We start from the raw sequence: 23,231 nt of genomic DNA, 5'->3' as shown, positions 1-23,231 counted from the left end.
CATATGTTTATATCGTTCGGATCTCAGAATAAGCAAGCTTCAATTTAGAAATTAAAAAAACTTCTATTCCCCGAGATATTCACTCTCAGGAAATAGAAGTTTTTATGTACGACAATTAATTTAGTTAGTACACAATCTTTATTTTTCTACAACTTCCCCTTTAAAGGCCGCTTGGTAAATCGCGAAAATGTCTTCTCTCTCTAATAGCATCGGGCTTCTTGCTAAAATTCTCTTTTGCTTAATGCCATCATCCGCTAGACTATCCAAAGCTTCTTCTTGAATGCCAAATTCCTTTAATGACAATGGAATTCCGACATCAGCTACTAATTTTTTTAGTTCTTCAATGCACTTTAGTGAAGCTTCTTCTTGAGAAAACTGATTTGAACTAAAGCCCATTGCTTCTAAAATATCTTTCATTCTTTTTTCGCAGCTTTGGCGAATATAGCCCATGACGTAAGGCAATAAGACAGCATTCGATTCGCCATGTGAAATATGAAATTGCCCGCCTAAAGGATAGGCTAACGCATGAACGCCCGCTACGCCCGCATTGAAAAATGATAAACCAGCTAAATAACTGCCATAGCTCATATCCATACGCGCTTCTTTATTTTCTCCATCGGCTACAGCTGTTCGAATAGAACCACTAATTAAGCGGATTGCTTGCAAGGCAAGTGCATCGGTCACAGGGTTCGCATTTTTGGAAACATACGATTCAATTGCATGTGTTAACGCATCGATCCCCGTAGCAGCTGTTACTTTTGGTGGCAACGATGTTGTTAGTGCTGGATCCACTATGGCGACATCTGGTAATAGATAGTCGTGCGTTACCACATCTTTTGAGGATTCTAACGACAGCACCGAAATATTGGTCACTTCTGACCCTGTTCCAGAAGTTGTAGGGATTAATATTTTGGGTATGCCTTTATGAGTTAACGTACGATTCCCTGTTAAGTTCAAGTAGTCAGCCACTTTCCCTTCATGTGTTGCGAGAACTCCGGCCAATTTAGCTAAATCGAGCGCACTTCCTCCGCCTAATCCAATTACTAGATCAAATTTATGTTCTTTCGTGAAGGCTACTAATTTCTCGCCAACTTCTAAAGGAGGTTCCGGAACCACTTCTGTATAAACACTTGTTTTCCACCCTTGTGCTTGAAGCGGTTCAATAATTTTATTGGTCATCCCCAATTCTTCTAAAAATGGATCGGTCACTATTAAAATATTGCTGGCATTTAAGCGTTCTACTTCACTTACCAAATGCTCTAATGAATCCCAGCCAGTGTAACTTATCGGCACAAACGTAATTTTGTTTGACACTGTAAACACTCCTTATCAAATATCTTACCTACACAAAGGGGTTTTTTAAGATTGATTCCAAATGACGAGTTTCATTTCAGTCATTTCTTCAATCGTATACTTCAGTCCTTCTTTACCATTACCACTTTCTTTAACTCCACCATATGGCATTTGATCTACACGGAAAGTTGGAATGTCATTGATAAGTACGCCGCCCACTTGTAGCTTTTTAGATGCATTGAACGCGGTCTTAATATCATTGGTGAAAATACCAGCTTGTAAACCGTAATCAGAGTTGTTGATTTCACTTATCCCTTGTTCAACCGATTGGATTGAGTTGACGATGACAATAGGCGCAAACACTTCTTGGCACGAAACTTTCGAATCCGCAGCGACTTGTGTAAGTATAGTCGGTTGGAATACTTCATCTTCAACTTTTCCTCCAATAACTAACTTGGCCCCTTCAGCCACAGCTTCTTGTACCCACGTTTCAGCTCGCTGTTGTTCTTCTTTAGAAATCATAGCTGAAATTTCTGTTGATGGATCCAGTGGATCTCCAACTTCTAGTTTTGCCGTTGCTTCTTTAAAGCGAGTAAGAAACTCTTCGATTAAACTTTCCATTATATAAATCCGCTGCAGCGAAATGCATACTTGTCCTTGGTTTGAAAAAGATCCAATGACAACTTTTTCAATCACCGTATCCATGTCTACGCCTTCATCAATAATAAGCCCTGAATTTGAACCCAGTTCTAACGCTACTTTTTTCAATCCGGCTTTGTCTCGAATGCCTTTACCGACAGCTGGGCTCCCTGTAAAAGTAATCATTTTTACTTTTTCGCTTTCAACTAAAACGTCCCCAACCGTTTTCCCACTGCCTGTCACCAAATTAAAAGCACCTTTTGGTAAATCTGTTTGGTCCAATAATTCTGCCAGTAGAAAAGCAGATAAGGGGGTTTGAGAAGCAGGTTTTAAAACTACCGTATTTCCTGATGCAATAGCTGGCCCAATTTTATGTGCTACTAAATTTTGTGGAAAGTTAAATGGTGTTATGGCAGCTACAACACCTACTGGTTCGCGTAATGTATAGGCTAAGCGATTGCTTCCGCCTTTTGCTGCATCCATTGGAACCATTTCGCCAGTTAAGCGCTTTGCTTCTTCTGCTGCAAATTTATACGTTTCAATTGTGCGATCTATTTCGCCTAGTGCATACTTTAGTGGCTTTGCGGATTCTAGTGAAATAAGTTTTGCTGCTCTTTCTCTATGTTCGATAAATAATGCAACCAATTGTTCAAGGATTTCTGCCCGTTGATACGCCGTCAAATTTGCCATTTCTTCACTAGCATTTGTGGCAGCATCAATAGCCTTTTCTACATCTTCTTTTGACGCTTTTGGAATGTCTCCAATTTTTTCATTTGAATACGGTGAAAACAGCTCAACATAGTCAGTAGTCTCTACCCATTGCTTATCAATGTAAAGTTTCTTTTTCATGCGGCACATCCTTTCCTTTATAAAACAGAAGTTTCTTCTTTAACTTGTAAAGGTACATCTTTCGTAAATGTTTTGTCTGATTCATTCTTAAAGAAGTCTTTTCCGTAGATCAATAAGCATAAGACGATCCCTATCGCGAAAGCCCAAGCTGCTCCTTTGATGACTAAAACCGCTCCAATAATCCCTGCGATTCCTAAGTCACTTTGGCTTCTTGCTTCTAAAATACCAACTTTCACACTGACATAGCCTTGAATCAGAAGCGTTAAAGCAAGTGCCACACCTAGAATCGGTTGAACTAAACTAACAATCGGTAATAATAGTAAGCCGGTATTAGTTCCCCAACGGAATGAACCAGCACCACCAATAAAGGAATCCATCGCTTTTCTTCCGTCTTTAAATCGTTGAACCAGTACCACTTGCATAGCAGCCCATAGCGGACCTGCCATCGTAACATCGGGTCCAAGGATACTCATTGCAGAGTTTCTTGTTCCAAAAATCAAATGCGCACGATTCGCATTGTAATCAATTTTTTCGTCATCACGAGATAAATCTGCTTCTTTTACTAAAGCCTTTGTTTGCAAAACGTCACCAAACAATACGATATACGCTGCAAATACAGTTGGAATACCTGTTATAAACAGCATTAATGGTGGGAAGCCTAAGCCGAAAACCGTGTAACCCGTCCATAAACCGATGAAATCGGGAGAGCTAATTCCCCACTCAATTGTTGGCCAAGGAGCTTCACCAAACAGTGGTGCAATAACAATTGCGATAATAATGATTGGGAAAATACCGAGCTTGCCGATTGTTCCCCATAAATTATTCGTTAGTTTCAGCTTGGTAAAATGTTTAGAGAAAAGTAAATAAAAACCGATGCCTACAGCAATTGAAATCGTCCAAGGATACGTTTCAAAACGACCTCCTACTTCGAAAATAGAAGCTACGGCCGCAAAACCAGCCCCTAATATAATGCCTGATCTAATCGCAGACGGAATACTTGATACTACTTTTGAAGCTAATCCTGTAGATCCTAAGAAAATGGCAAACAACCCTAAGGTCAATTGAAATGCGATTAAAGCATGCACCCTTTCTGGGCCTTCTGGAAATTGAAGACAGTACAGCATAATCAGTGGAATGGCTGGTGTAATCCATCCTGGAATAGTTGGATCACCTAGTAGATGATGTAATAAATAAAAGACACCATTTAACATGACAATCGCTAAAGCAACTTCAAACGACATTCCAAGTAATTCTATTAATAACGGAATGGCTGCTAAATCTACCGCACACATCAATAACCCTTGAACATAATCTGGCCATTCGAACCGGTAATGAATAAACGGCAAACGAATTTTAAAAGGACCAGCTGGAATATACGGCGATTCTTCACCAAACTTTCGATTTTTCCATTTCATAACATATCCCCTATCTCTTTGTTAGTATCGTTCTTTACAGATTCCCTTAATCCCCTGTTAAAAATGGAAGCGTAACCATTTATGATCAAAAAAATGGTTACGTAACCATTTAACTTAAAAAAGAACTTATGCCTCCTCCTTCTTTTTAATTATTGTCTTTCTTTCAAATAGTCTAACAGCTTCTGTTATTTGAACACAAGGTTTATTTTGTTGTTGAATCATCTTAATTAACTTTTCAATCGCAATTCTACCTAGATCGATAGGTGAAGAAATACCAACGGTCGTTAGATTAATCGAAGCATGTTGCCCAATTTTCACGTTATCAATTCCAATAATGCTAATGTCTTCTGGCACCTTATAACCTGCGGAAATATAAAAATCCATCATTTGAATGGCAATCGCATCTGTCGCCGCGCAAATGGCAGTGGGTTTTTCTGAAAGCTCTTCTAAATTTAAAAAAGTTTCATATAAGTTTTCTTTACTTGTCTTCCCGATGAATACCTTCTCTGGATTTACCGTAGTATTATTTTGTTGAAATGCTTTTAAAAAGCCGTCATAACGACCTTTAAAAGTACTCATTTCTGTCGGTCCACCTATCCAACAAATCTCTCTATGGTTAAGTGAAAATAAATAATCCGTGGCCAAAAAACCTGCTTGCTCATTATCCATCTCTACAAAATTTTTATTGCTTTCGTGCTTCCGGTTGTACAAGATAAATGGAATTCCTGATTTCTCTAGCTTTGCGAAAACCGGATCCTCCAATAGCACTGAGGACAAAATGATGCCATCTACTTTTTTTTCAAAAATCGAGCTATATATTTCCTCAATATTTTCGTCATTGGAAAAATGGACATTTATTTTAAATCCATTTTCATTTGCATAATTAACAATAGATGTGGTCGTTTCAACAAAAAAGGGATTGTATAAAGGCCCTGAAATAAGCGCAATCGTATCGCTCTTTTTTTGTACAAGAGACCTCGCATTGCCGTCTGGAATATAATTCAATTCATCAATTGCAGCCATTACTTTTCTATATGTCGGCCCTTTTACTAAATGAGGTGTATTGACCACCCGTGACACGGTCGTTTGTGAAACACCTGCATATTTTGCCACATCTTTTGACGATACCATTTTGATTCTCCGACCTTCCTCTACAAATTCTATCTAACTCTCACTTTATATGTATTACTTAAAGCTAGTTGATTTCTAAGAGATTTTCAACTTAAATCGAATTTTCTTTTTCTAATTTTTGTTCTATGTATACTCATAGCTATTGCTTTACTAGAGCTAAAAAAATGCAGCACTTTGCGATGGATCATCACAAAGTGCTGCATGTAGTAGTTATGAAATTGCATGTACTGTTAAACAGTTTTCAACTTAAAGACTTCTCGTCTTGCAACCAAGTCCGCTGTGTTAGTCCGGTATTCTTGGTAATGACTAGACGCAACATGGCTTTCTAACGCATCTTTGTCTTTCCACTCTTCGTGGAGAACAAACGTGTCGTCTTCAATCGATTGATGGAGAACATAGTTTACGCAACCCGCTTCTGCTCGGGAAGCTTCTAGCACTTTGTTCAATTCCGTCAATAATTGATCTTCCATGTTTTCTTTTGGCTTTAGAATCGCAGTAATGACGATTGATTCCATTGCTTAGTTGTCCTTGTTGTTTCTTTTATCTAACGCTTTAACCAGTTCGTCTGCTAGTTCTTCAGCAGAAAATGGATCGCGACCAGTTACTAATTGCTCGTTGCCCCATACTACTTTGTTTTCAGCACTATAATTAGCGACTTCGTTCATTTTACCTTCTAAGCTAAATGGCAGAATTTCAGAAAGACCTTCTGGTTCAACTGCTTCTGGATAGCCTGTTACGTCTAAACCATCAATGATGCTCTTGCCATCTGGACGTGTCGTCCAAATTAATGGAGCCGGTCCGTGACATACAGCTGAAACGATGTTTCCGTTGTCATACACAGTATTGATGATGTCGCGCAGTTCTTGACTTTCAGCCAAGTCATACATAGCGCCGTGGCCTCCCACGATAAATACTACATCGTACTCTTTTGCGTTTACATCCGAAAGAGCTGTTGTGTTGTCTGCTATTCCTGATTCGTACATTTTTTTGTATTTGCCTTCAGGATCGTAATCTTCACTGATGCTGACTTTATCGAGCGTTGGTTTGCCACCAAGTGGTGAAGCTAAATCTACTTGATGTCCTGCTTTTTCCAAAATCTCTTTCGGTGCGAATAACTCTTCTGCCCACCAACCAGTTTCATAATTATTTTCTGTATCTTTGTGTCCACTTGATAATACTGCTAATACTTTTGCCATGTTCTGTTTCCTCCTCTGATTGATAAATCATCCTAATACTAGTTGTTCCCGAATTTCTTGTACTTAAACAAACTGACTAGAAGGACAACTTTAATACAGCCTCTATCTTTTGGATATCCCTTCTAACGCACTCTTCGATTTCACCGATTCTTTTTTGATAACAGATATTGAACCGTCTCCCTCAAGAACAATTGCTTCTACTGCTTCAAAAGAACTCAGACCCTCTTGACGCAATCTCGCTCTCAAATCCTCTTTCCGTAAATGTTCCTTTAGCAAATGTTCTTCATCAAATGCACCTTCGTAATACAAAAATGTCGGTGTTGCTTTGATGAAGTCTGAAAATCTTCTAGACTTTACTGCTAATTTCGTAACAATGTATTGTAGTAATGTCAGCATGACAAATACAACCGCTCCATCAGCAAAAGAAACTTTCTCACTCGTGACAATGCTCGACAAAGTTGCCCCATACGTCACAGTTATGATGAAATCGAACATATTTACTTTTGTAAGGGACCGTTTCCCAAACACTCGGAGCAACATAATGAGGAAAGGATATGCCAATAAACACATAATCGCCACACGCAAAAGACTCTTCCATCCATCAAAGAAGATTGTATCCAGCATCTTTTCACTTCCTCTCCGAACGAGTTTGAATAGACGATTTCACTCAAAAGTTACCCGTTGGTACGTGGATTGAAACGAAAGTCATATGATAACTAAACTGTTGCTCTTCTCGGCTCTTGGTGTGAGCCATGCCCAAAGCGTCCAGAGCGATTTTTTCAAAACAAAAAACTGCCTCACCATCGTTAGACACAACTAACAAGGGTGAGGCAGTTTTTATGAATGAGTAGTTTACATCCGCAAGCTAATACCAGGTCCGATTGGAAGCCCAGTCAATGCGAAGATGATCATCATGATAACCCACACGCCGAAGAAAATCAGGCTGTATGGCAACATCAATGAAATCAATGTACCCAGTCCCGCTTTTTTATCGTATTCGCGCATAAAGGCGAGAACGATTAAAATATACGGATTAAGTGGTGTGATGATATTCGTTGAAGAATCGGCAATACGGAACGCCAATTGAACAAATGCTGGGTGGTAATCAAGCAGCATGAACATCGGAATAAAAATTGGTGCCATTAACGCCCACTGCGCAGAACCACTGAAGATTAACAGGTTCAATAATGCAGCAAGAATACTGAATGCGACCATGACCGGCAATCCGGTCATATTAATACTTGTCAGAAATTCTGCACTGTTAACAGCCAACCAAATGCCAAGGTTACTCCAGTTGAAATAACTGATAAACTGAGCTGCCGCAAAAATAAGAACGATATAACCCGACATGTCTTTAATGGCCTCCGCCATATAAGCAGGAATGTCTTTTGATTCCGTTATTTTCTTCACTGTAACACCGTATGCGACAGCAACCGTGATAAAGAAGAAAAGAATGATTGGAACAATTCCGGATAAGAACGGTGACGGAATGATGCCGCCGTCTTCATTTCGAACAGGAGAACCTGGGAAGAACACTAACAATGCGATCAAGCCAATATAGACAGCTGCCGCGATTAAGGCGTTGCGTAACCCTTTGTTTTCTTGCTTTGTTACAGGTTCGAACGATTTATCCATTCTGCCTGTATACTTACCAAGGCGCGGTTCGATCAATTTCTCTGTGATAATTGCGCCAACAATCGCCATGATAATAACCGAAGCGCTCATGAAGTACCAGTTATCGACTGGTGTAACGATAAACGTCTCATCAATCGTTTTCGCCGCTTCTGTTGAAATCCCGGATAGCAATGCATCTGTTCCTGTAATCAATATGTTTGCTGTAAATCCAGCGCCCGTTCCAGCAAATCCAGCTGCAAGACCAGCGAGCGGATGTCTACCAACCGAGGCAAAGACCATTGCAGCAAGCGGTGGAACTAAGATAAATGCGGCATCTGATGCCAAGTTACCCATAATCCCGGTAAAGATCACCGCGTATGTAATCAATGATTTTGGTGCATTTAAAATCGATTTCTTAATAGCTGTTTCCATCAAGCCAACACGTTCAGCCAAACCAATACCAAGCATCATGACAAGCACAAGGCCGAGTGGTGCAAAGCCTGTAAAGTTATTGATGGTTTCAGCGAGAATAAAACGAATTCCTTCTCCAGAGACGATGCTTCGAATCGCCATTTCTTCTCCGGTTCCTGGGTGGATTACGGTCGCGCCAAGTGAACTAACTAACCATGAGAGTAAGACAACAAACACTGCTAAATATACAAAGATAAAGAATGGATCGGGTAAGCGATTGCCCCATTTCTCAATAAAGTTCAAAAACCCTTTTTTGCCTTGTTCTTCTGTCGGTGATGTCATTCCCATTCCTCCTCGTTTAGTTCTCTGAACCAAATAGTAAACGGTATAATTTCCGCGGACGTCCTCTTCGGCCAGATTCTTCTCCTGAAACTTCTGCTACGCCAACACTTTCAAGTTCGGTCAAAATTCTGCGTGCATTGCGCTCGGTGCTGTTCATCCACTGCGATAATTCCAGTGCCGTGATTTCTTCTTTTGCGTAATGGTGAGATAGCGATTCAATACGTGCGACAACGGTTTGACTAATCGCTGCGTCTTTTAGCGCTTCTTGCCATTTGGCTTCACTGCTGCGCCGGCTATAGCTGAGCTCATTTCCTAGGGAATTGATCTCCGTCACTTTTCCGCCTTCGTCAATATTGATAACGACACCGTTCTCTTTTTCTCGGGTATAATCCAATGCCAATCTGACGTTTTGTTCAGAGTCTGTGACTGTTCTGCCGTATCCTACACCAATGCGGACGTGCATATTACTGTTGGCAAAAATTTCTTCTTGCAACTCTTTTAAATGATGGGACTTGCCGTATAGCTCTAGTTCACCTCTTGTTGTATAGATGAAATAAATGCCATTCCCCATGCTCACTTTCGAGCCTTTTACTTCTTCAGCAAAATCGATAAGCACGCGATTGGTGGCAAGCTCTTGCCGTTCAATTTTGAACGGCGTCTTGCGTTGTTGCGCTTGGCTAGGGTAAATGATTTCGACGCCGATCATTGCTAATTGCTTCATCCGGTAAAGATCCGACAAGCTCCTTTCTTTAATAACTGAAATTGCTCGGTGCGCTGCCAGTTCCGATACACAAATCCGATAAACCGGCACGCCTCTTTCTTTTAAGGCATTATACGTACTATGAACACAAGTTAGCGCTGCCTGTATTTCACCTGAACGATAAAGTGCTTCGTGGTAATCGACCAATTCTTCAGCAGGAATATAGCCGAGTTCTGGAGCGGTGTGAATTTTCATCTTTTCCAAATCAAAGTCTTTCAACATTTTCAACACTTCTCGGCGTGGAACGGAATCGAGGCTAATGCTCGACAACACCACACCTTCTTGCATAATGGCGTCCAGCATCGTACCTAGTAAACTTGACCCGTGCAGCAAAATATAATCTGCGTGGTCGGCATCGATTAACTTTTCTTTTAATGCAAAATGATAAGGCGCCGGACCCGAAAAAAGCCAATGGCCAATACGGGCCGAATTTTCATTGATAATTTCTTTTGTTTCTTCGGTCTGTTCGTAAATGAACGGAACCAATTCAATGCCGTCTAAACTGCCGGCCGCTTTCATCGTTTCGTTAACCGAGTCTTTTGGTCCGATTAACCCAACTTTTACGATTTCAGTCATAGCGTCGTTGCCTCCATTAAATACCGCGCTAATAGTTCTGAGCCCATTTTCAAATCTTCCGCTGTTGCATATTCATCTGGATGGTGACTCAAGCCGTCTTTGCAAGGGATAAACAGCAATCCACTCGGCCACACTTGGGCCATATTCATGACATCGTGTCCCGCACCACTATCCATGTGATGTGCCAAATAAGCTTCTTGGTCGCCCGCATCAACTAACTGCCGAGCTACCTTTTCATCAAGCAAAACAGATGGATTATCGACTAATACTTCAATAGAGATAGCTACACCGGTCGCTTGTTCAATACGGTTTGCTTCAATCCCAATCGCTTCTGCCATTTTCTTTTTCAATCCATCATCAACGCTACGGATGTCTACTCCAGCAGTTACCGTTTGCGGAATCACATTCATCGAGTTTGGAGAAGAGGTCAATGTACTAACTGTCGCCACTAGCGGTTTCTCATACACATCATTGAGTTGAAGAGCTGTATCTTGAACAAATGAAATAAAAGGAGCCGCTGCCGCTAAAGCATCTTGTCTGCGGTCCATCGGCGTCGTACCTGTATGTCCTGCTTTGCCACTAAACGTAACGGCTAAGCGAATCGGACAAGCCACACCTTTAACAATGCCGTAATTTTTTTCATGGTCGTTTATATGCATTCCTTGTTCAATGTGCAGTTCGACAAAGCTTTTTAGTTCCTCTTTTGAACGTTTTGCTTTGGTCAACTCTTCCCAGTTAAAGCCTTGACTTTTAACAGCTTCCGCCAGTGTCGTGCCGTGTTGGTCGACAAGCGTTCCAATAGAAAGATCCAATAATCCACTCATCGCCTTACTGCCAATTGTCGAGACACCGAATCGTGAAGATTCTTCCGAGCGAAAACAAATCACTTCAATCGGTCGCTTTGGTTGATAATCGGCTTCTTTCAGCAATTTAACTGCGCCGAGGCCACATACAACGCCAGCTCCTCCGTCAAATGCGCCGCCATTAGGCACCGTATCAAGGTGAGACCCGGTCGCTACCGCCGCATTTTCGCCGCCTGGAACTTCCCACCGCGCAATCATATTTCCTGCCGCGTCTACTTTTACAGCCAAGCCTAACTCTTTCGCGATGTCTTTAAAAACTTCCATGGCGCTTGTTTCTTCAGGCGTATAGCCTTCTCGCGTAAACCCTTCTGGTCTAACCAATACATTAGTCATATTCATCCGCTGTAAATGTTCAACTAACCAGCTAAGCACGTAACCCGTCCTCCTTTAGCAAATAATCCGTTGTTCGTATTATCGTTTCCAATCCAGCAAGTAGTGCCTGTTCTTCATAATTAAAACAAGGATGATGATGACCTGCAGGTAACGGACTTGCAAAAATCATAAACGTTGCTTTTCCGCCTTGTTCACGAACGCGCTCAATCATGTATGTAACATCTTCTGAAGCTCCCACTTCCAAATGCGGAACAATCTTTAAGCTTGATGACAGTGCACATGCTCGTTCTACAACTTTCGCGAAATCGTGATCCGCAGCTGTTGAAACCGATCTTCCCATATGTTCAAGTTCTAGCTCGACATCGTACAATGCAGCACTCGCCTGTAAAATGCGCGTTGCATTTTCTTGCATGTAAGCATCCAACTTATTGGTCTCACCGCGCGTTTCAATTTCCATCAACGCTTTGTCGGCGATAACATTGCGTCCGGCTCCTGCGTGCAACGTGCCGACATTGATACGAGTGATTCCGTCTTTATGGTTTGCAATGCTATGTAGATGCAATGCAGCCGATGCGGCAGCGAGCAACGCGTTGCGTCCTTCGTTGGGCTCTAATCCAGAATGTGCCGACTTGCCGATGAACTTCGCATTGATTTTGGAACTGGCCAAAAATTTTGAAGTGGTCGCTGCAACTGTTCCTGACGGTAAATTGTGAATCCCGACATGGCCGCTCATAAAATAATCAATGTCATCAAGCCACCCTTTATCAACAATCGCTTTTGCACCACGTCCACCTTCTTCTGCAGGTTGGAACAAAATTGTGTACTTGCCGCTTAAGTTGTCTTTTCTCTTCGCCAAATAATTCGCGAGTCCAAGTCCAATTGCCGCGTGACCATCGTGACCGCAAGCATGCATCATTCCCGCAATTTGAGAACGAAACTCGTGTTGTGCTGGCACATGATCAGTGCATTCTGCTTCTTCTATTGGCAATGCGTCTATATCAAAGCGATAAGCAAATTTAGGTCCCAGTCGTCCTGTGTCAAGTACAGCTGCAAATCCAGTATGTCCACCTTTCATCTTTTCAAGAAACTCAGGCGGCACGCCTTTTTGAAGCGCTCGCTGTTCATTTTCCGCGAGCATTGGATCACACGGTACACCCATGCGTTCTGAGCTTGTTAAAAAGTCTGTTCCATAAAAAAGTGAAAATCCTTTTCCAGCTAATTGTTCGCTCAACTCATAAGTGGTTACGTATTCCGCAAAACCGATTTCAGGATAGCGATGTCGCTTGCGTCGTTGTTCAATCACATACGGCTCAATCTCTTCCATGAATTGTTCAATGGAATTTGCCATTTCTGTTCCTCCTATTTATTCAATTCGGCTAGCACGTCAAGCGCTGCTTGGGCCATCAACTCTGTCCCAATCGACAAAGCTTGTTCATCGATCATAAAGCCAGGGTCGTGGAGCGGTTTTTGGTTTTCACCAACTGAAGTACCGAGCCAATAATAAACCCCTTCGTACTTTTTCAAGAAACGGCCGAAATCTTCTCCAGCCATGCTTCCGATTACTTCTGGTGTGCCCGCGTCGCCTAATTGATGTTTTGCCGATTTCCGAACTACTTCAGCCCAACGCTTTGTGTTAATCGTTGCTGGGTAACCATCCGAATAGTCGATTTCACACGAACCGCCCATCATTTCCGCAGCTCCTTGAACCACTTCATGGAAACGTTTTTTCAAAAGTTTCTTGGTGTCGTCTGAAAGAGAGCGAATCGTTCCTTCAAGCACTACCGTGTCCGCTACCACATTGTAACGATAGCCTCCTGTAATTTTCCCAATTGTGATTACGCCTGAATCCATCGGGTTCGCGTTCCGGCTAACAATCGTTTGGATGGCGGACATGACTTGGTTGGCGATAATAATCGCATCAACGGTTTGATGAGGCATCGATGCGTGGCCCCCTGCTCCGTAGATTGTCACTTGGAAACGGTCAGAGTTGCCCATGATGGCTCCGTCTATGACACCAACTTGCCCAGCCGGTAAACCTGGCCAAACATGTTGCGCGATTAAAACATCCGGTTGATACGTATCAAAAACACCATCTGCCATCATTTGCTCCGAGCCACCCGTTGGTGCATTTTCTTCAGCCGGCTGAAAAATTAATAACACCGTTCCAGCAATATCGGCTTTCTGGTCTTGCAGTAATTTTCCGACTCCGAGCAACATGGCCGTATGCGCATCATGCCCGCATGCATGCATTTTGCCATCGACTTTAGACTTGAACGGCACATCTGCTTTTTCTAAAATCGGTAAGGCATCGATATCGGCACGCAATCCAACCGTTTTTCCTGGCTTATCGCCTTGGATCACACCAAGGACACCTGTTTTTGCATATCCCGTAGAATATGAGATGCCATATTCATCAAGTTTCACTTGTATTTTTCGAGAAGTTTCTGTTTCTTCGCCACTCAATTCAGGGTTCTCATGAAGATCCCGTCTAAATGCGCGAATCTCTTCGAACAACTCTTGTGTTTGCTTTTTCAACACTGTCACCTGCTTTTCTATTTAAGGAAATAGACCTTAATCATTCCGTTAATAAGGAGTGTACACTATTTCACCAATACAGCGCTACATTAATTTTGATTGTTCTGAATATAACTTCAATAAAAAAGCAGCTCCGCTGTTACGCGGGGCTGCTTTTGGTGGTGTGAAAAAATTTTTGAAAGAAATTGAAGTTCGAATTAACGTGAATTAACATTAAAAAATTTTCGATTATTATAAACGGACAAAATACAGAATCTATTTACTTTAATATTAACTGTGTGAAACAATACATTCTGCATTTCCTTCCAAACAATATTCTTGAATGCCATAAGGTAAAAGAAAGTGATCGCCTTTGTTTATCTTAAAAGATTGGTTTGCAATCGTTAGTCTTGCCTGTCCTTCGATTACACTGACTTGTAGAAAGTCTTTTTCTAACCGGCTGGTAGATTTCCCGCTCAGCCGCCAGTGATAAACTGAAAAATATCGTTCTTCTACAAGTTTTTTTTCCACTAAACCTTCTTTAATTACTTGTGTTTGTTCAATGTATACATCTTCATGTGGAACCTTCGTTACTTGAAGCGATTGTTCAAAGTGTAGCTTGCGGGAATTTCCTGCAGCATCCTTACGATCATAGTCATAAACTCGATAAGTAATATCTGAACTTTGCTGGGTTTCTAAGATCACAATTCCCGCACCAATTGCATGGATGGTTCCACTAGGGACATACACAAAGTCGCCCGCTTTTACTTTAATCGTCCTCAACAAATGCTTCCATTTCCCTTGCTCTACCAATTCTTTTAGCTGTTCTTGAGAAGTTGCATGATGACCAATTATTAATTCTGCTCCTTCTTCTGCACTCAATACATACCAACATTCGGTTTTTCCGTAAGGTACATTTTCTACTTTTCGGGCGAATTCGTCATTAGGATGCACTTGAACTGAAAGATATTCTGCAGCGTCCAATATTTTTACCAGTAACGGATATTCTGTAGTTTTTAATTCCATTTTATTGAAAAGTTCTCCATGTTCATGCCATGCATCTGCTAAAGACTTTCCTGCAAGAGGGCCATTTGAGATTATGCTTGGGCCATTTGGGTGTGCCGAAATGGCCCACACTTCCCCAGTTTTTTGGTATGGAATGTCATAACAAAATTCTTTTTTCAGCTTTTGTCCTCCCCAAATACGTTCATGATAAGTAGGTTGCAAAAAGATTGGTTCGCTTTTATACATAAAATCCTCCAACTTTATAGTAGAAAAGAGAGCATATAACGCTCTCTTTTCTACTTATTTTTTCAATTTTCAGTTATTTATTTAGGTAAATATCCAAAAAAAAATAAGCCATCCTTAAAAACCTCTTTAATTATCTATATTTGGATTTGGTGATTCGAGCAATTTACCTACTCCTTATTTTTCTTAAACTTCACACTTAATCTCATGTTTTGATTGCTTCACAAGACTAACCAAACGAAATAATTGTTCACTTGTTGTTTTGAGATTTGCGTATGCAGTTACTGGGTTCATGGCTTCTTCAATCGTCATTGCTCCGTTTGCAATTGAAAAAAACGAAGTTATGCCAAAATCGTGTAGTGTTTCGGCTTCTTTTGTTACCTCTCCAGCTAACGCAATTACAGGAATTGCGTATTTTCCAGCACATTGTGCAATACCAACTGGTGTTTTTCCCATTGCTGTTTGACGATCCAGTCTACCTTCTCCAGTAATGACAAAGTCTATACCTGCCATCTTTTCTTCTATACGAATCGTATCCATCAGCAACTCAATGCCCGAGAGCAGTTGGCCATTTAGAAAACCTTCAAAGGCTGCCCCCAGTCCACCAGCTGCTCCTGCTCCTGGTATGTTGTGAATATCTCTTTTTAGTTCACTAGCTGCAATTTGTGCAAAATGCTTTAGTCCTTCATCTAATTCTTTTACTACCTGCTCCGTTGCACCCTTTTGCGGTCCAAAGACATAGGCTGCTCCATTCAAACCAAAAAGCGGATTATTAACATCGCAAGCTATTTTAAACGTGCATTCTTTCAGCAAACTCGTCACGCCACTAGCATTTATCGATTGAATCCTTTTAAGTTCACCGCCACCGTACCCTACTTCGCAACCCTCTTCATCAAGGAAAGAATAGCCAAGGGCTTGAAGCATACCAATCCCAGCATCATTGGTAGCACTTCCCCCAAGACCAATTATAAAATTACGGCATCCATTTTCGATTTCTCCTAGTATTAGTTCGCCAATACCGTAAGTAGTAGCTACTAAAGGGTTTTTCTTTTTTGTTGGGATGAGTGGCAACCCGCAGACAGAAGCAACCTCAATAACCACTTCCCCTTTTTCTCCCAACACTCCATAAGACGCCAATACGGGTTGCCCGAGAGGACCTATCACTGTTTTTTGTATGATTCTACCTTGAGTAGCTTGTACAAGGGCTTCTACCGTGCCTTCTCCGCCATCGGCCAAGGGAATTGTTAAAACCTCAGCCTGTTGATCTGCTATTTTTATTCCCTCAGTTATTGCACGACTGCATTCTTGAGACGATAAACTTCCTTTAAAAGAATCTATTGCTACTAGCACTTTCACTTTGCTCATCCCCTTCTTTCAAAAACAGATTAAAGCAAGATGGATTGCACTTGATTTGTTTTCACTGGTATTTGAAGTTGATTGTTTTCTACATGGATTTCTTCCAAAGCTTGCTCATTTAAATTAGCAATATGAGCCTGCTTAATAGTGGGATTAAACACCCAAGATGATGTTTCGACTGAATTTCTAGTATTATAAAAGCGTAATAATAACCGGTCTTCTTTTTCTGCTTTTTTCAGCGTACTCAATACAAGATTAGGTTCCATTTCATGGAACAAGCTATATTCTAATGGTGTTGTTACGTTTGATTTGTTTAAGCGGATTGCATCATGCGGAATTTTATTGTAAAACTCGATTGGTGTCAGGTAATCTTTTGCAAGCCTTGCAACATTTTGTTCGCTGCTATGTGTAGCAATCGCGAAGTCTAAAGTTAGCTCGCCAAGCATTTGAGAATCCGGTGTTGGTAATTTGATACCCGATGGACGGCCTGGTCTTCGAAGCATTCCTTCTTTCCCAAGAAAACCGATACTTCTAAATAACGTAATAGCAATTACATCAAATTGCTCGCCAATTATTTCGTATTCTCTTGTGCTATTGGTGAGAACACTTACCCCATATCCCTCATCCGCTAAGCTTACATAGCTAAGCATCGGATAGATCGGATCTGGACGCTCATCCCAATCTTCTTTTTCCCAGACATGAATCGCTGAATCGACAACTGCTCTTTTTATCACACCAAACTGATTGTCGGAAGTAGAAAAAGCTGAAGCGATGCCAGTGGGAATTAATGCTCTAAGGCGATGGTCTTTTGCTTTGTTGTTTAATTCGATTTTCACTGTCATTACTGGTTTATGCTTTGGAACAGTTACCACAATGCGAACATCGATTGTACTATCCCTAGTATCGATTTTTCTTTTTTCAATATCCGAAGGCACTTTAAGACAATAATCAATTTTAATCACTGCCCCGTGGCGATTTTGATTCATTGAAACATTTGCCTTCACATCGTCACTATAGATCAACTGTTCTTCTGCTAATGGCGAAAAGTCGTACTCGTCTCCATCGTCTCCTCCACTTTCTAACCGAAGAACATTTTCAAAAGTTTGATTAATCGTTTTGTCTACTATATTTAAACTCCCATTTGGGTTCACTGTAATACGATAAAAATCTGTTTCAACATTTTCAGTAGCAGCAAAAGAATTTCCGATTTCTTCGTTGCTTTCTATGACAAAATACGTTTTATATCCCATCGCAGGCAAAGTATCTTTTAGTTGGATCGTATAGTTAATAAACGGCTCGTAGTTTCCGTAATGAACAATTTGGCGATCGATTAATCCAGGATCCGTAATTTCACTCGACAGAATTTCAAAGTCCAATTCGTTTTTATCTTTATCCACTAATTTAAACGATTTCAATTTGGTCATAACACTCGTTGTAACTACTTCAGTTCGCTCATAAGGTACTAAATTGAAAGCAGTTAGCCGATCATGTTGCTTATCTGTGGCCATACTATCAACAATTTTGCGCTTATAAAACTTAATCAATTGGTCTACTTTTTCCTCTGCTAAGAAAAATCGATTGCTTATTTCCCGGTGCACTTTATCAGAACAACAGCACCCAATACTGTCATGTGCATGGTTCTTCATGATTTCTTTCCAAATCAATTCAATTAACCCATGGTGGTATTCAAATCCTAAGCTGTAGGCAAGTGAAGCTAACGGTTCTAAAATATTTGTGATTTTGTTTTCAATTCTGGCATTTGCCGCTTTTATATCCATTCGGGTCGAGAAAATACTGCGGTGAACCCGCATGTACTTACCATCCAAAAATTCACCTTGAAGCGTCGGAAGGTCCTTATTCTTTTCAAGTTCTGTAAAAACATTCTCGAATTTGCTTAAGAAAAATTCGCGATCCGGATAAATGCTTCTCAATTTTTCCATGACTTCAAAAATATTTTTTTGAATTGGCATTTGATCATGGCCGTTAGGCAGAACAATATTTTCAGTAGTCGCTCCACGGTCAAGTACTGTAAAATACTTATCCATCCGCGTTTTTAGCGTTTCTTCATCCTCCGGCAAATATTTACCTATTGCATATCCCAACGGAAACAATTGAACAAGCACTTTAGAGCCATCTTCTGTTTTCCAGTAAAATTCTGTTTTGTCCGTCCCGTGTCGTTCTGAGGTTCCTCTCCAAAAAATCGAGTAGGTAATATCAAAACCATTTAGAATCATTGGCATTTGCGCGGATTGACCAAACGAATCAGGCAAATACCCAATTCTCATATAATCACCGAACTGCTCACTATCTTTAATGCCGTATAATAAATTGCGAACGATGGACTCCCCACCAACGACCAATTCGTCTGTTTGCGTATACCAAGGACCAATAATTAACCGTCCTTCTTGAACAAGCTTTGCCACACGTTCTTTATTTTCAGGTTTGACAGCAAAATAATCCTCTAAAATAGAAGTCTGACCGTCTAACACATAGTAGGGATAGTCAGGATTATTTTCTAGCATTTCCATAATTTCTTCCAAGTTATTTACTAAAAAAATTCTGGATTCTTCCGTAGAGAAATACCATTCTCTATCCCAATGCATATGGGGTACAATATGAACGTTTTTCATAATATCCTCCTGTGTAACTTTTTCTTATTCTGCAGTTACTAGTTTTTCAACTTCTTTGATTTTTCGTTCTTTCTTAATTCTCACCTTGCGTGTCCCAATCAATAGCACCATCGAGATGAGAGCTCCAATTAATGCGGCACCGAACCAAATCCCCGCTGCTATTAAAGCAGGCTGTCCTTGAACTAGTGCTAATGAAAAAATGCCCGCCCCTGGTACATTTAAGCCAATATTAAAGTAACAAACGATAGCCCCTGTCACAGCAGAACCTGCGATAAGAGATGGAATTACCCGAAGCGGATCGTTAATCATAAATGGAATCGCACCTTCAGTAATCCCAGCTAATCCAAGAAGCCATGTTTGTTTACCTACTTCTCGCTCTTGCTTAGTAAAATATTGTTTACCGTATAATGTTGCCCCTGTTATAGAAAATGCTGAAACCATTTTTACTGATGCAAATGCCGCGTAAGGAACAATATTGCCACTAGCCATTGCACCAATACAGAATGTATAGGCTGCCTTATTTACCGGACCTCCCAGATCGAACGAAACCATGGCACCAATAATTGCGCCTAAAATCAAAGCGTTTGTTCCGCTCATGCCCGTAAGCCACGAGATAAGCCCTTCATTTAGAAATGCCAACGGCCGGCCAATTACAAACAACATTATCGAACCTACTACTAAAGTTCCCACCACCGGATAAAGCCAAAAACTTACAAACCCTGCAAATGTCCCTTTTGCTTTAATTTTTTGTTTCAGAAACTTCATGAAATATCCTGCTAGTAAGCCACCGAGCATTCCTCCCAGAAAGCCACTGCCAATCAAGTTTGCTGCTACCCCTGCTGCGAATCCCGGTCCTAATGCCGGTTTATCAGCTATAGAGTAAGCCATATATGCCGCCAAAATCGGAATCATTAACTGACCTAACAGAGTGCCACCCAACTGTCTTAAGAGCCATAGCCAAGATCCTTCTGTGTTATATATTTCTTGTAGACCAAATGCTTGCGAGATAAAAACTGCTGCGGCTAACGTCATCCCACCCGCAACAATAATGGGAATAATATAAGATATACCGGTCAGTACTGAATCCTTCACTTCCATTTTGATCGATTTGTTATCAGCATCATCTTCTAAATCGGCTGTATCCAAAAATTCTCTTTTTGTAGATTTTTCTGCTTTGTCTAATGCTTGCTGTAAAATATTTTTTGCATTTCTAAGCGGAGCAGCTACAGAAGTTTTTACTTTTGGCAGATGTTTGAAGCGCTCCTCATCTTTAACCGCTACGTCAACTGCAAATATAACCGCATCCGCTTTTTTGAGTAATTCTTTTGTATGTCTGTCCTCTATTCCATTGGCTCCTTGTTTTTCAACGTAAACATTAACACCAAGTTCTTTGCCAGCTTTAACTAATGCTTCTGCTGACATGTACGTGTGGGCAATTCCGGCTGGACATGCTGTAATAGCAAGAATTGTTTTACCAAGATCAACCGTATCGGGTGAAGTATTCTGTACTTTTTCAGTATCTAGTCTTTCAAAAAGTTCCATACTAGTTGTCGCTTGTAGCAAATTGTTCTTGTAAGTTTCATCTGATAACCTTGTTGCTAGTTCTGCTAGTAACGATAAATGAGTCGATCCTTCTTCTGCTTTTGGAATCGCTAACAAAATAATTAACTCTACTTGATTATTAGGATCTAGGCTTTCCCAAGTTCCAAGTGGATGTTCTAGCGTTGCCACTGCAAAAGAAGCTTCTTTTACAACTGAAGACTTTCCGTGAGGGATGGCAAGTCCTCCTTCAAATCCGGTGGGCGAAAGTGCTTCTCTGTCCATAACCGCTTGAAAAAATTCTTCTTTAGAGCTGATTTTTCCCTCTGCTGCTAGTTGTTCGATTAAAAATTGAATGGCTTCTTCTTTAGAGGCAAATGACTGTTTGGTGCTAATCAAAGACGGTGAAGTCAAATTAGATAACATCATATTGGAACCCCTTTCATTTTTTTAAAAACTTAATAACCATACATTAGCAAAAAAGAAATAAGAAGTTTGAATCTTCTTATTTTTACACAATGTTTTATAAAAAAAAAAGATTGATGTGTATAAATACACATCAATCTGATATATTCCAATAGGTTTCCGCAAGTGCACGCAATACAATCATAGCTGGTGTTTTATCCGTCACATTAAATTTATTGATCATTTTTCGTGGGGAATAGCAGTATAACTTAACATCAGCTATTTTTTGCAAGGAATTTTCATTGAAATGTGTTAATGATATAAGACGTACTCCTCTTTTTTTCACCAAATGGGCAATTTCTAACATTTGCTCTGTTTCACCAGATAAACTAATAAAAAATGCCACATCCGTTTTATCCAGCTGATTTACTTCATGAATTACTTCGTGACGATGGATGTAATATTCTGCTTGTTTATTTGAGACCTTTAGATTTTTCACCATAACTTCACACATTGGTGCCGTGTCCCCAACTGCAATAAACACCACACGATTCGCCTCGTGAATAAACTTCACAATTGACTTTAAATGCTTATAATCAATTAAATCAACCGTTTTTTTAATGTTGTAAGTCAAATGATCTTCTTCAATAGCTTCATCTGCATTCAATTCTTCCTTTAAACTATTCTTCATGTGGGAAAACCCATCAAACTCTAATTTCTTTGACAAGCGCGTTATCGTATTGGGTACGGTATAAAATTTTGCAGCTAATTGCTGGATAGAAAGCAATACTGCTTCTTGTTTATGCGAAATTATATATTCAATTATTTGGTCATCCGTATCATTTAACTTATATTCAAATTTTTGAGCTCGTTCTTCAAAATACAGCATACACAAGCACCTTCTCACTTTGGAGGTAAACGATTCCATCAAATCTTCGATACACTTATTTTAATCCGTTTATACGCTTTGAACAAGTTCGTTATCTGTTATTGTGCGATGTTCGCTAAAAGATTATTGCTCCGTTAAAATCATTTTAAAATGATTTCTCGATGAGCTTTGAAGTTGGAATGACTCGAATCTGTGAACATTCCGTCCGGGTTCGAATCGTCCTGTACCAAACTTCATAGCATATGCAAAAAGCAGAGCCCGTGTTTAGCTCTGCTTTTGCATATATCAAACCAATTTACTTCACATCATCACTTGCTCTTTGGACTAACACTTTCGAAATAATCTTCCCAAGATTGATGGGCTCTCCCTGTAGCTTCAACGTAATGGCTTGGGTTATTCGACTTGCCGTCTTTAATGCCTTGATAGATTCCGGTTACGACTGTGCCGATAAATTCACCTAACTCAGCGATTCGTTCTTCTTTAAATTTTTCTACACTAATAGCTGTATAAGTTAAATCCCCATCAAACGCATTGCCCAAGTAGTCCGCTAACTCGTACTGCGTAATGGCTTCACCGTGAAGGTTGTATATTTTCGAATTGTGCTGATCTTCTATCAGCATTTTCGCGTAAGCATAAGCCAGTTCCGTTCTTGTCGTGTAGCCACATTTGCTATCGCCTGCGCAATTCCGAATGCCGCCCTCTTGGATATAAGAGTCAATGTATTCTACATCGGGCTCGATGTAAATACCATTACGTCCAATCACCCAGTCTAGTCCGCTATCGATTACATCTTGTTCGGTTTGTCGATTACTTTGAACAATCGGCGAAAAGGCTGTGCCTTCTTCTGCTCCTTGTATGCTGGTGTAGACAATTTTCTTTACTCCGCTGTTTTTAGCCGCTTTAATAACATTGCGATGTTGGGGTATACGTTTGTCAGGTGCATCCATACCGGAAACGAGTAACAATACATCTATTCCTTCAAGTGATTTCTCTAATGCTTGTTGATCCTCGTAATCGCCTGGTCTCACTTCAATACCTAAATGTGCTGCTTTTTCGGGTGTTCTCGCTAGTCCAATCACTTCATCTTTTGACAGCAAAGATACAGTTGCTTCTACTATTGCTTCACCCAATTTACCATTTGCGGCGGTTACTGCTATTTTCATCTACTCGTCCCCCTATATCTCTTCTTACCTATACTTCTTCGTTCATTACTTTCAACTCAAGTATA

General features: G+C 40.5%; 18 protein-coding genes. All 18 read right to left on the bottom strand.

From position 1 onward, the window contains the following. Positions 1–138: 138 nt before the first annotated feature. Positions 139–1,314: an iron-containing alcohol dehydrogenase gene (locus BCM40_RS03505; protein ID WP_065527129.1), complete on the bottom strand. Its 1,176-nt coding sequence runs from the start codon at positions 1,312–1,314 to the stop codon at positions 139–141. A 45-nt stretch (positions 1,315–1,359) separates the two neighbouring features. Beyond that, a complete protein-coding gene (locus BCM40_RS03500; protein WP_065527130.1) occupies positions 1,360–2,781 on the bottom strand; it encodes an aldehyde dehydrogenase family protein in 1,422 nt (473 codons plus the stop codon). 17 nt (positions 2,782–2,798) lie between these two features. Then, the gene (locus tag BCM40_RS03495) at positions 2,799–4,196 is read right to left on the bottom strand and encodes a hypothetical protein (RefSeq protein ID WP_008432564.1); all 1,398 of its coding nucleotides are present in this window, start codon (positions 4,194–4,196) and stop codon (positions 2,799–2,801) included. A gap of 126 nt (positions 4,197–4,322) precedes the next feature. Beyond that, positions 4,323–5,327 carry a LacI family DNA-binding transcriptional regulator gene (locus tag BCM40_RS03490; protein WP_065527131.1) on the bottom strand — a complete coding sequence of 335 codons (1,005 nt, stop codon included), beginning with the start codon at positions 5,325–5,327 and terminating at the stop codon, positions 4,323–4,325. A 230-nt stretch (positions 5,328–5,557) separates the two neighbouring features. Further along, positions 5,558–5,842, bottom strand: a complete 285-nt coding sequence (locus BCM40_RS03485; protein ID WP_065527132.1) for a putative quinol monooxygenase — start codon at positions 5,840–5,842, stop codon at positions 5,558–5,560. A gap of 3 nt (positions 5,843–5,845) precedes the next feature. Next, positions 5,846–6,523 (bottom strand): type 1 glutamine amidotransferase domain-containing protein, encoded by a 678-nt coding sequence (locus tag BCM40_RS03480; RefSeq protein ID WP_065527133.1) that lies wholly within the window; start codon positions 6,521–6,523, stop codon positions 5,846–5,848. A 102-nt stretch (positions 6,524–6,625) separates the two neighbouring features. After that, on the bottom strand, positions 6,626–7,147 hold the full coding sequence (locus BCM40_RS03475; protein WP_065527134.1) for a DUF421 domain-containing protein: 522 nt from the start codon (positions 7,145–7,147) through the stop codon (positions 6,626–6,628). Positions 7,148–7,375: 228 nt separating this feature from the next. Continuing rightward, a complete protein-coding gene (locus BCM40_RS03470) occupies positions 7,376–8,890 on the bottom strand; it encodes an AbgT family transporter (protein WP_065527135.1) in 1,515 nt (504 codons plus the stop codon). A gap of 16 nt (positions 8,891–8,906) precedes the next feature. After that, positions 8,907–10,226, bottom strand: a complete 1,320-nt coding sequence (locus tag BCM40_RS03465; RefSeq protein WP_065527136.1) for a helix-turn-helix domain-containing protein — start codon at positions 10,224–10,226, stop codon at positions 8,907–8,909. After that, positions 10,223–11,461, bottom strand: a complete 1,239-nt coding sequence (locus BCM40_RS03460) for a M20 family metallo-hydrolase (protein ID WP_065527137.1) — start codon at positions 11,459–11,461, stop codon at positions 10,223–10,225. The genes BCM40_RS03465 and BCM40_RS03460 overlap by 4 nt, the downstream gene beginning before the upstream one ends. Beyond that, positions 11,454–12,770, bottom strand: coding sequence for an amidohydrolase (locus tag BCM40_RS03455; protein WP_065527138.1), 1,317 nt, complete (start codon positions 12,768–12,770; stop codon positions 11,454–11,456). The genes BCM40_RS03460 and BCM40_RS03455 overlap by 8 nt, the downstream gene beginning before the upstream one ends. Positions 12,771–12,781: 11 nt before the next feature. Beyond that, complete coding sequence (locus BCM40_RS03450; RefSeq protein WP_065527139.1) at positions 12,782–13,957, bottom strand: M20 metallopeptidase family protein; 1,176 nt, start codon at positions 13,955–13,957, stop codon at positions 12,782–12,784. A gap of 270 nt (positions 13,958–14,227) precedes the next feature. After that, complete coding sequence (gene manA, locus BCM40_RS03445; protein WP_065527140.1) at positions 14,228–15,187, bottom strand: mannose-6-phosphate isomerase, class I; 960 nt, start codon at positions 15,185–15,187, stop codon at positions 14,228–14,230. Positions 15,188–15,370: 183 nt separating this feature from the next. Beyond that, positions 15,371–16,540, bottom strand: a complete 1,170-nt coding sequence (locus BCM40_RS03440) for a glycerate kinase family protein (RefSeq protein ID WP_065527141.1) — start codon at positions 16,538–16,540, stop codon at positions 15,371–15,373. A 29-nt stretch (positions 16,541–16,569) separates the two neighbouring features. Then, a complete protein-coding gene (mngB, locus tag BCM40_RS03435; RefSeq protein WP_065527142.1) occupies positions 16,570–19,170 on the bottom strand; it encodes a mannosylglycerate hydrolase in 2,601 nt (866 codons plus the stop codon). Positions 19,171–19,194: 24 nt separating this feature from the next. Beyond that, positions 19,195–21,138 carry a PTS 2-O-a-mannosyl-D-glycerate transporter subunit IIABC gene (mngA, locus tag BCM40_RS03430; RefSeq protein WP_065527143.1) on the bottom strand — a complete coding sequence of 648 codons (1,944 nt, stop codon included), beginning with the start codon at positions 21,136–21,138 and terminating at the stop codon, positions 19,195–19,197. A 130-nt stretch (positions 21,139–21,268) separates the two neighbouring features. After that, entirely contained in the window at positions 21,269–22,003 is a 735-nt protein-coding gene (locus tag BCM40_RS03425) for a MurR/RpiR family transcriptional regulator (protein WP_169818713.1), read from the bottom strand. Positions 22,004–22,311: 308 nt separating this feature from the next. Next, positions 22,312–23,166, bottom strand: coding sequence for an SDR family oxidoreductase (locus tag BCM40_RS03420; RefSeq protein ID WP_065527144.1), 855 nt, complete (start codon positions 23,164–23,166; stop codon positions 22,312–22,314). Positions 23,167–23,231: the final 65 nt, after the last annotated feature.

It is taken from the genome of Planococcus donghaensis, assembly GCF_001687665.2.
GTDB classification, from domain to species: Bacteria; Bacillota; Bacilli; order Bacillales_A; family Planococcaceae; genus Planococcus; species Planococcus donghaensis.
The sequence above is the reverse complement of the archived record's forward strand: the minus strand, read 5'-3'. Positions and strand labels throughout refer to the sequence as shown.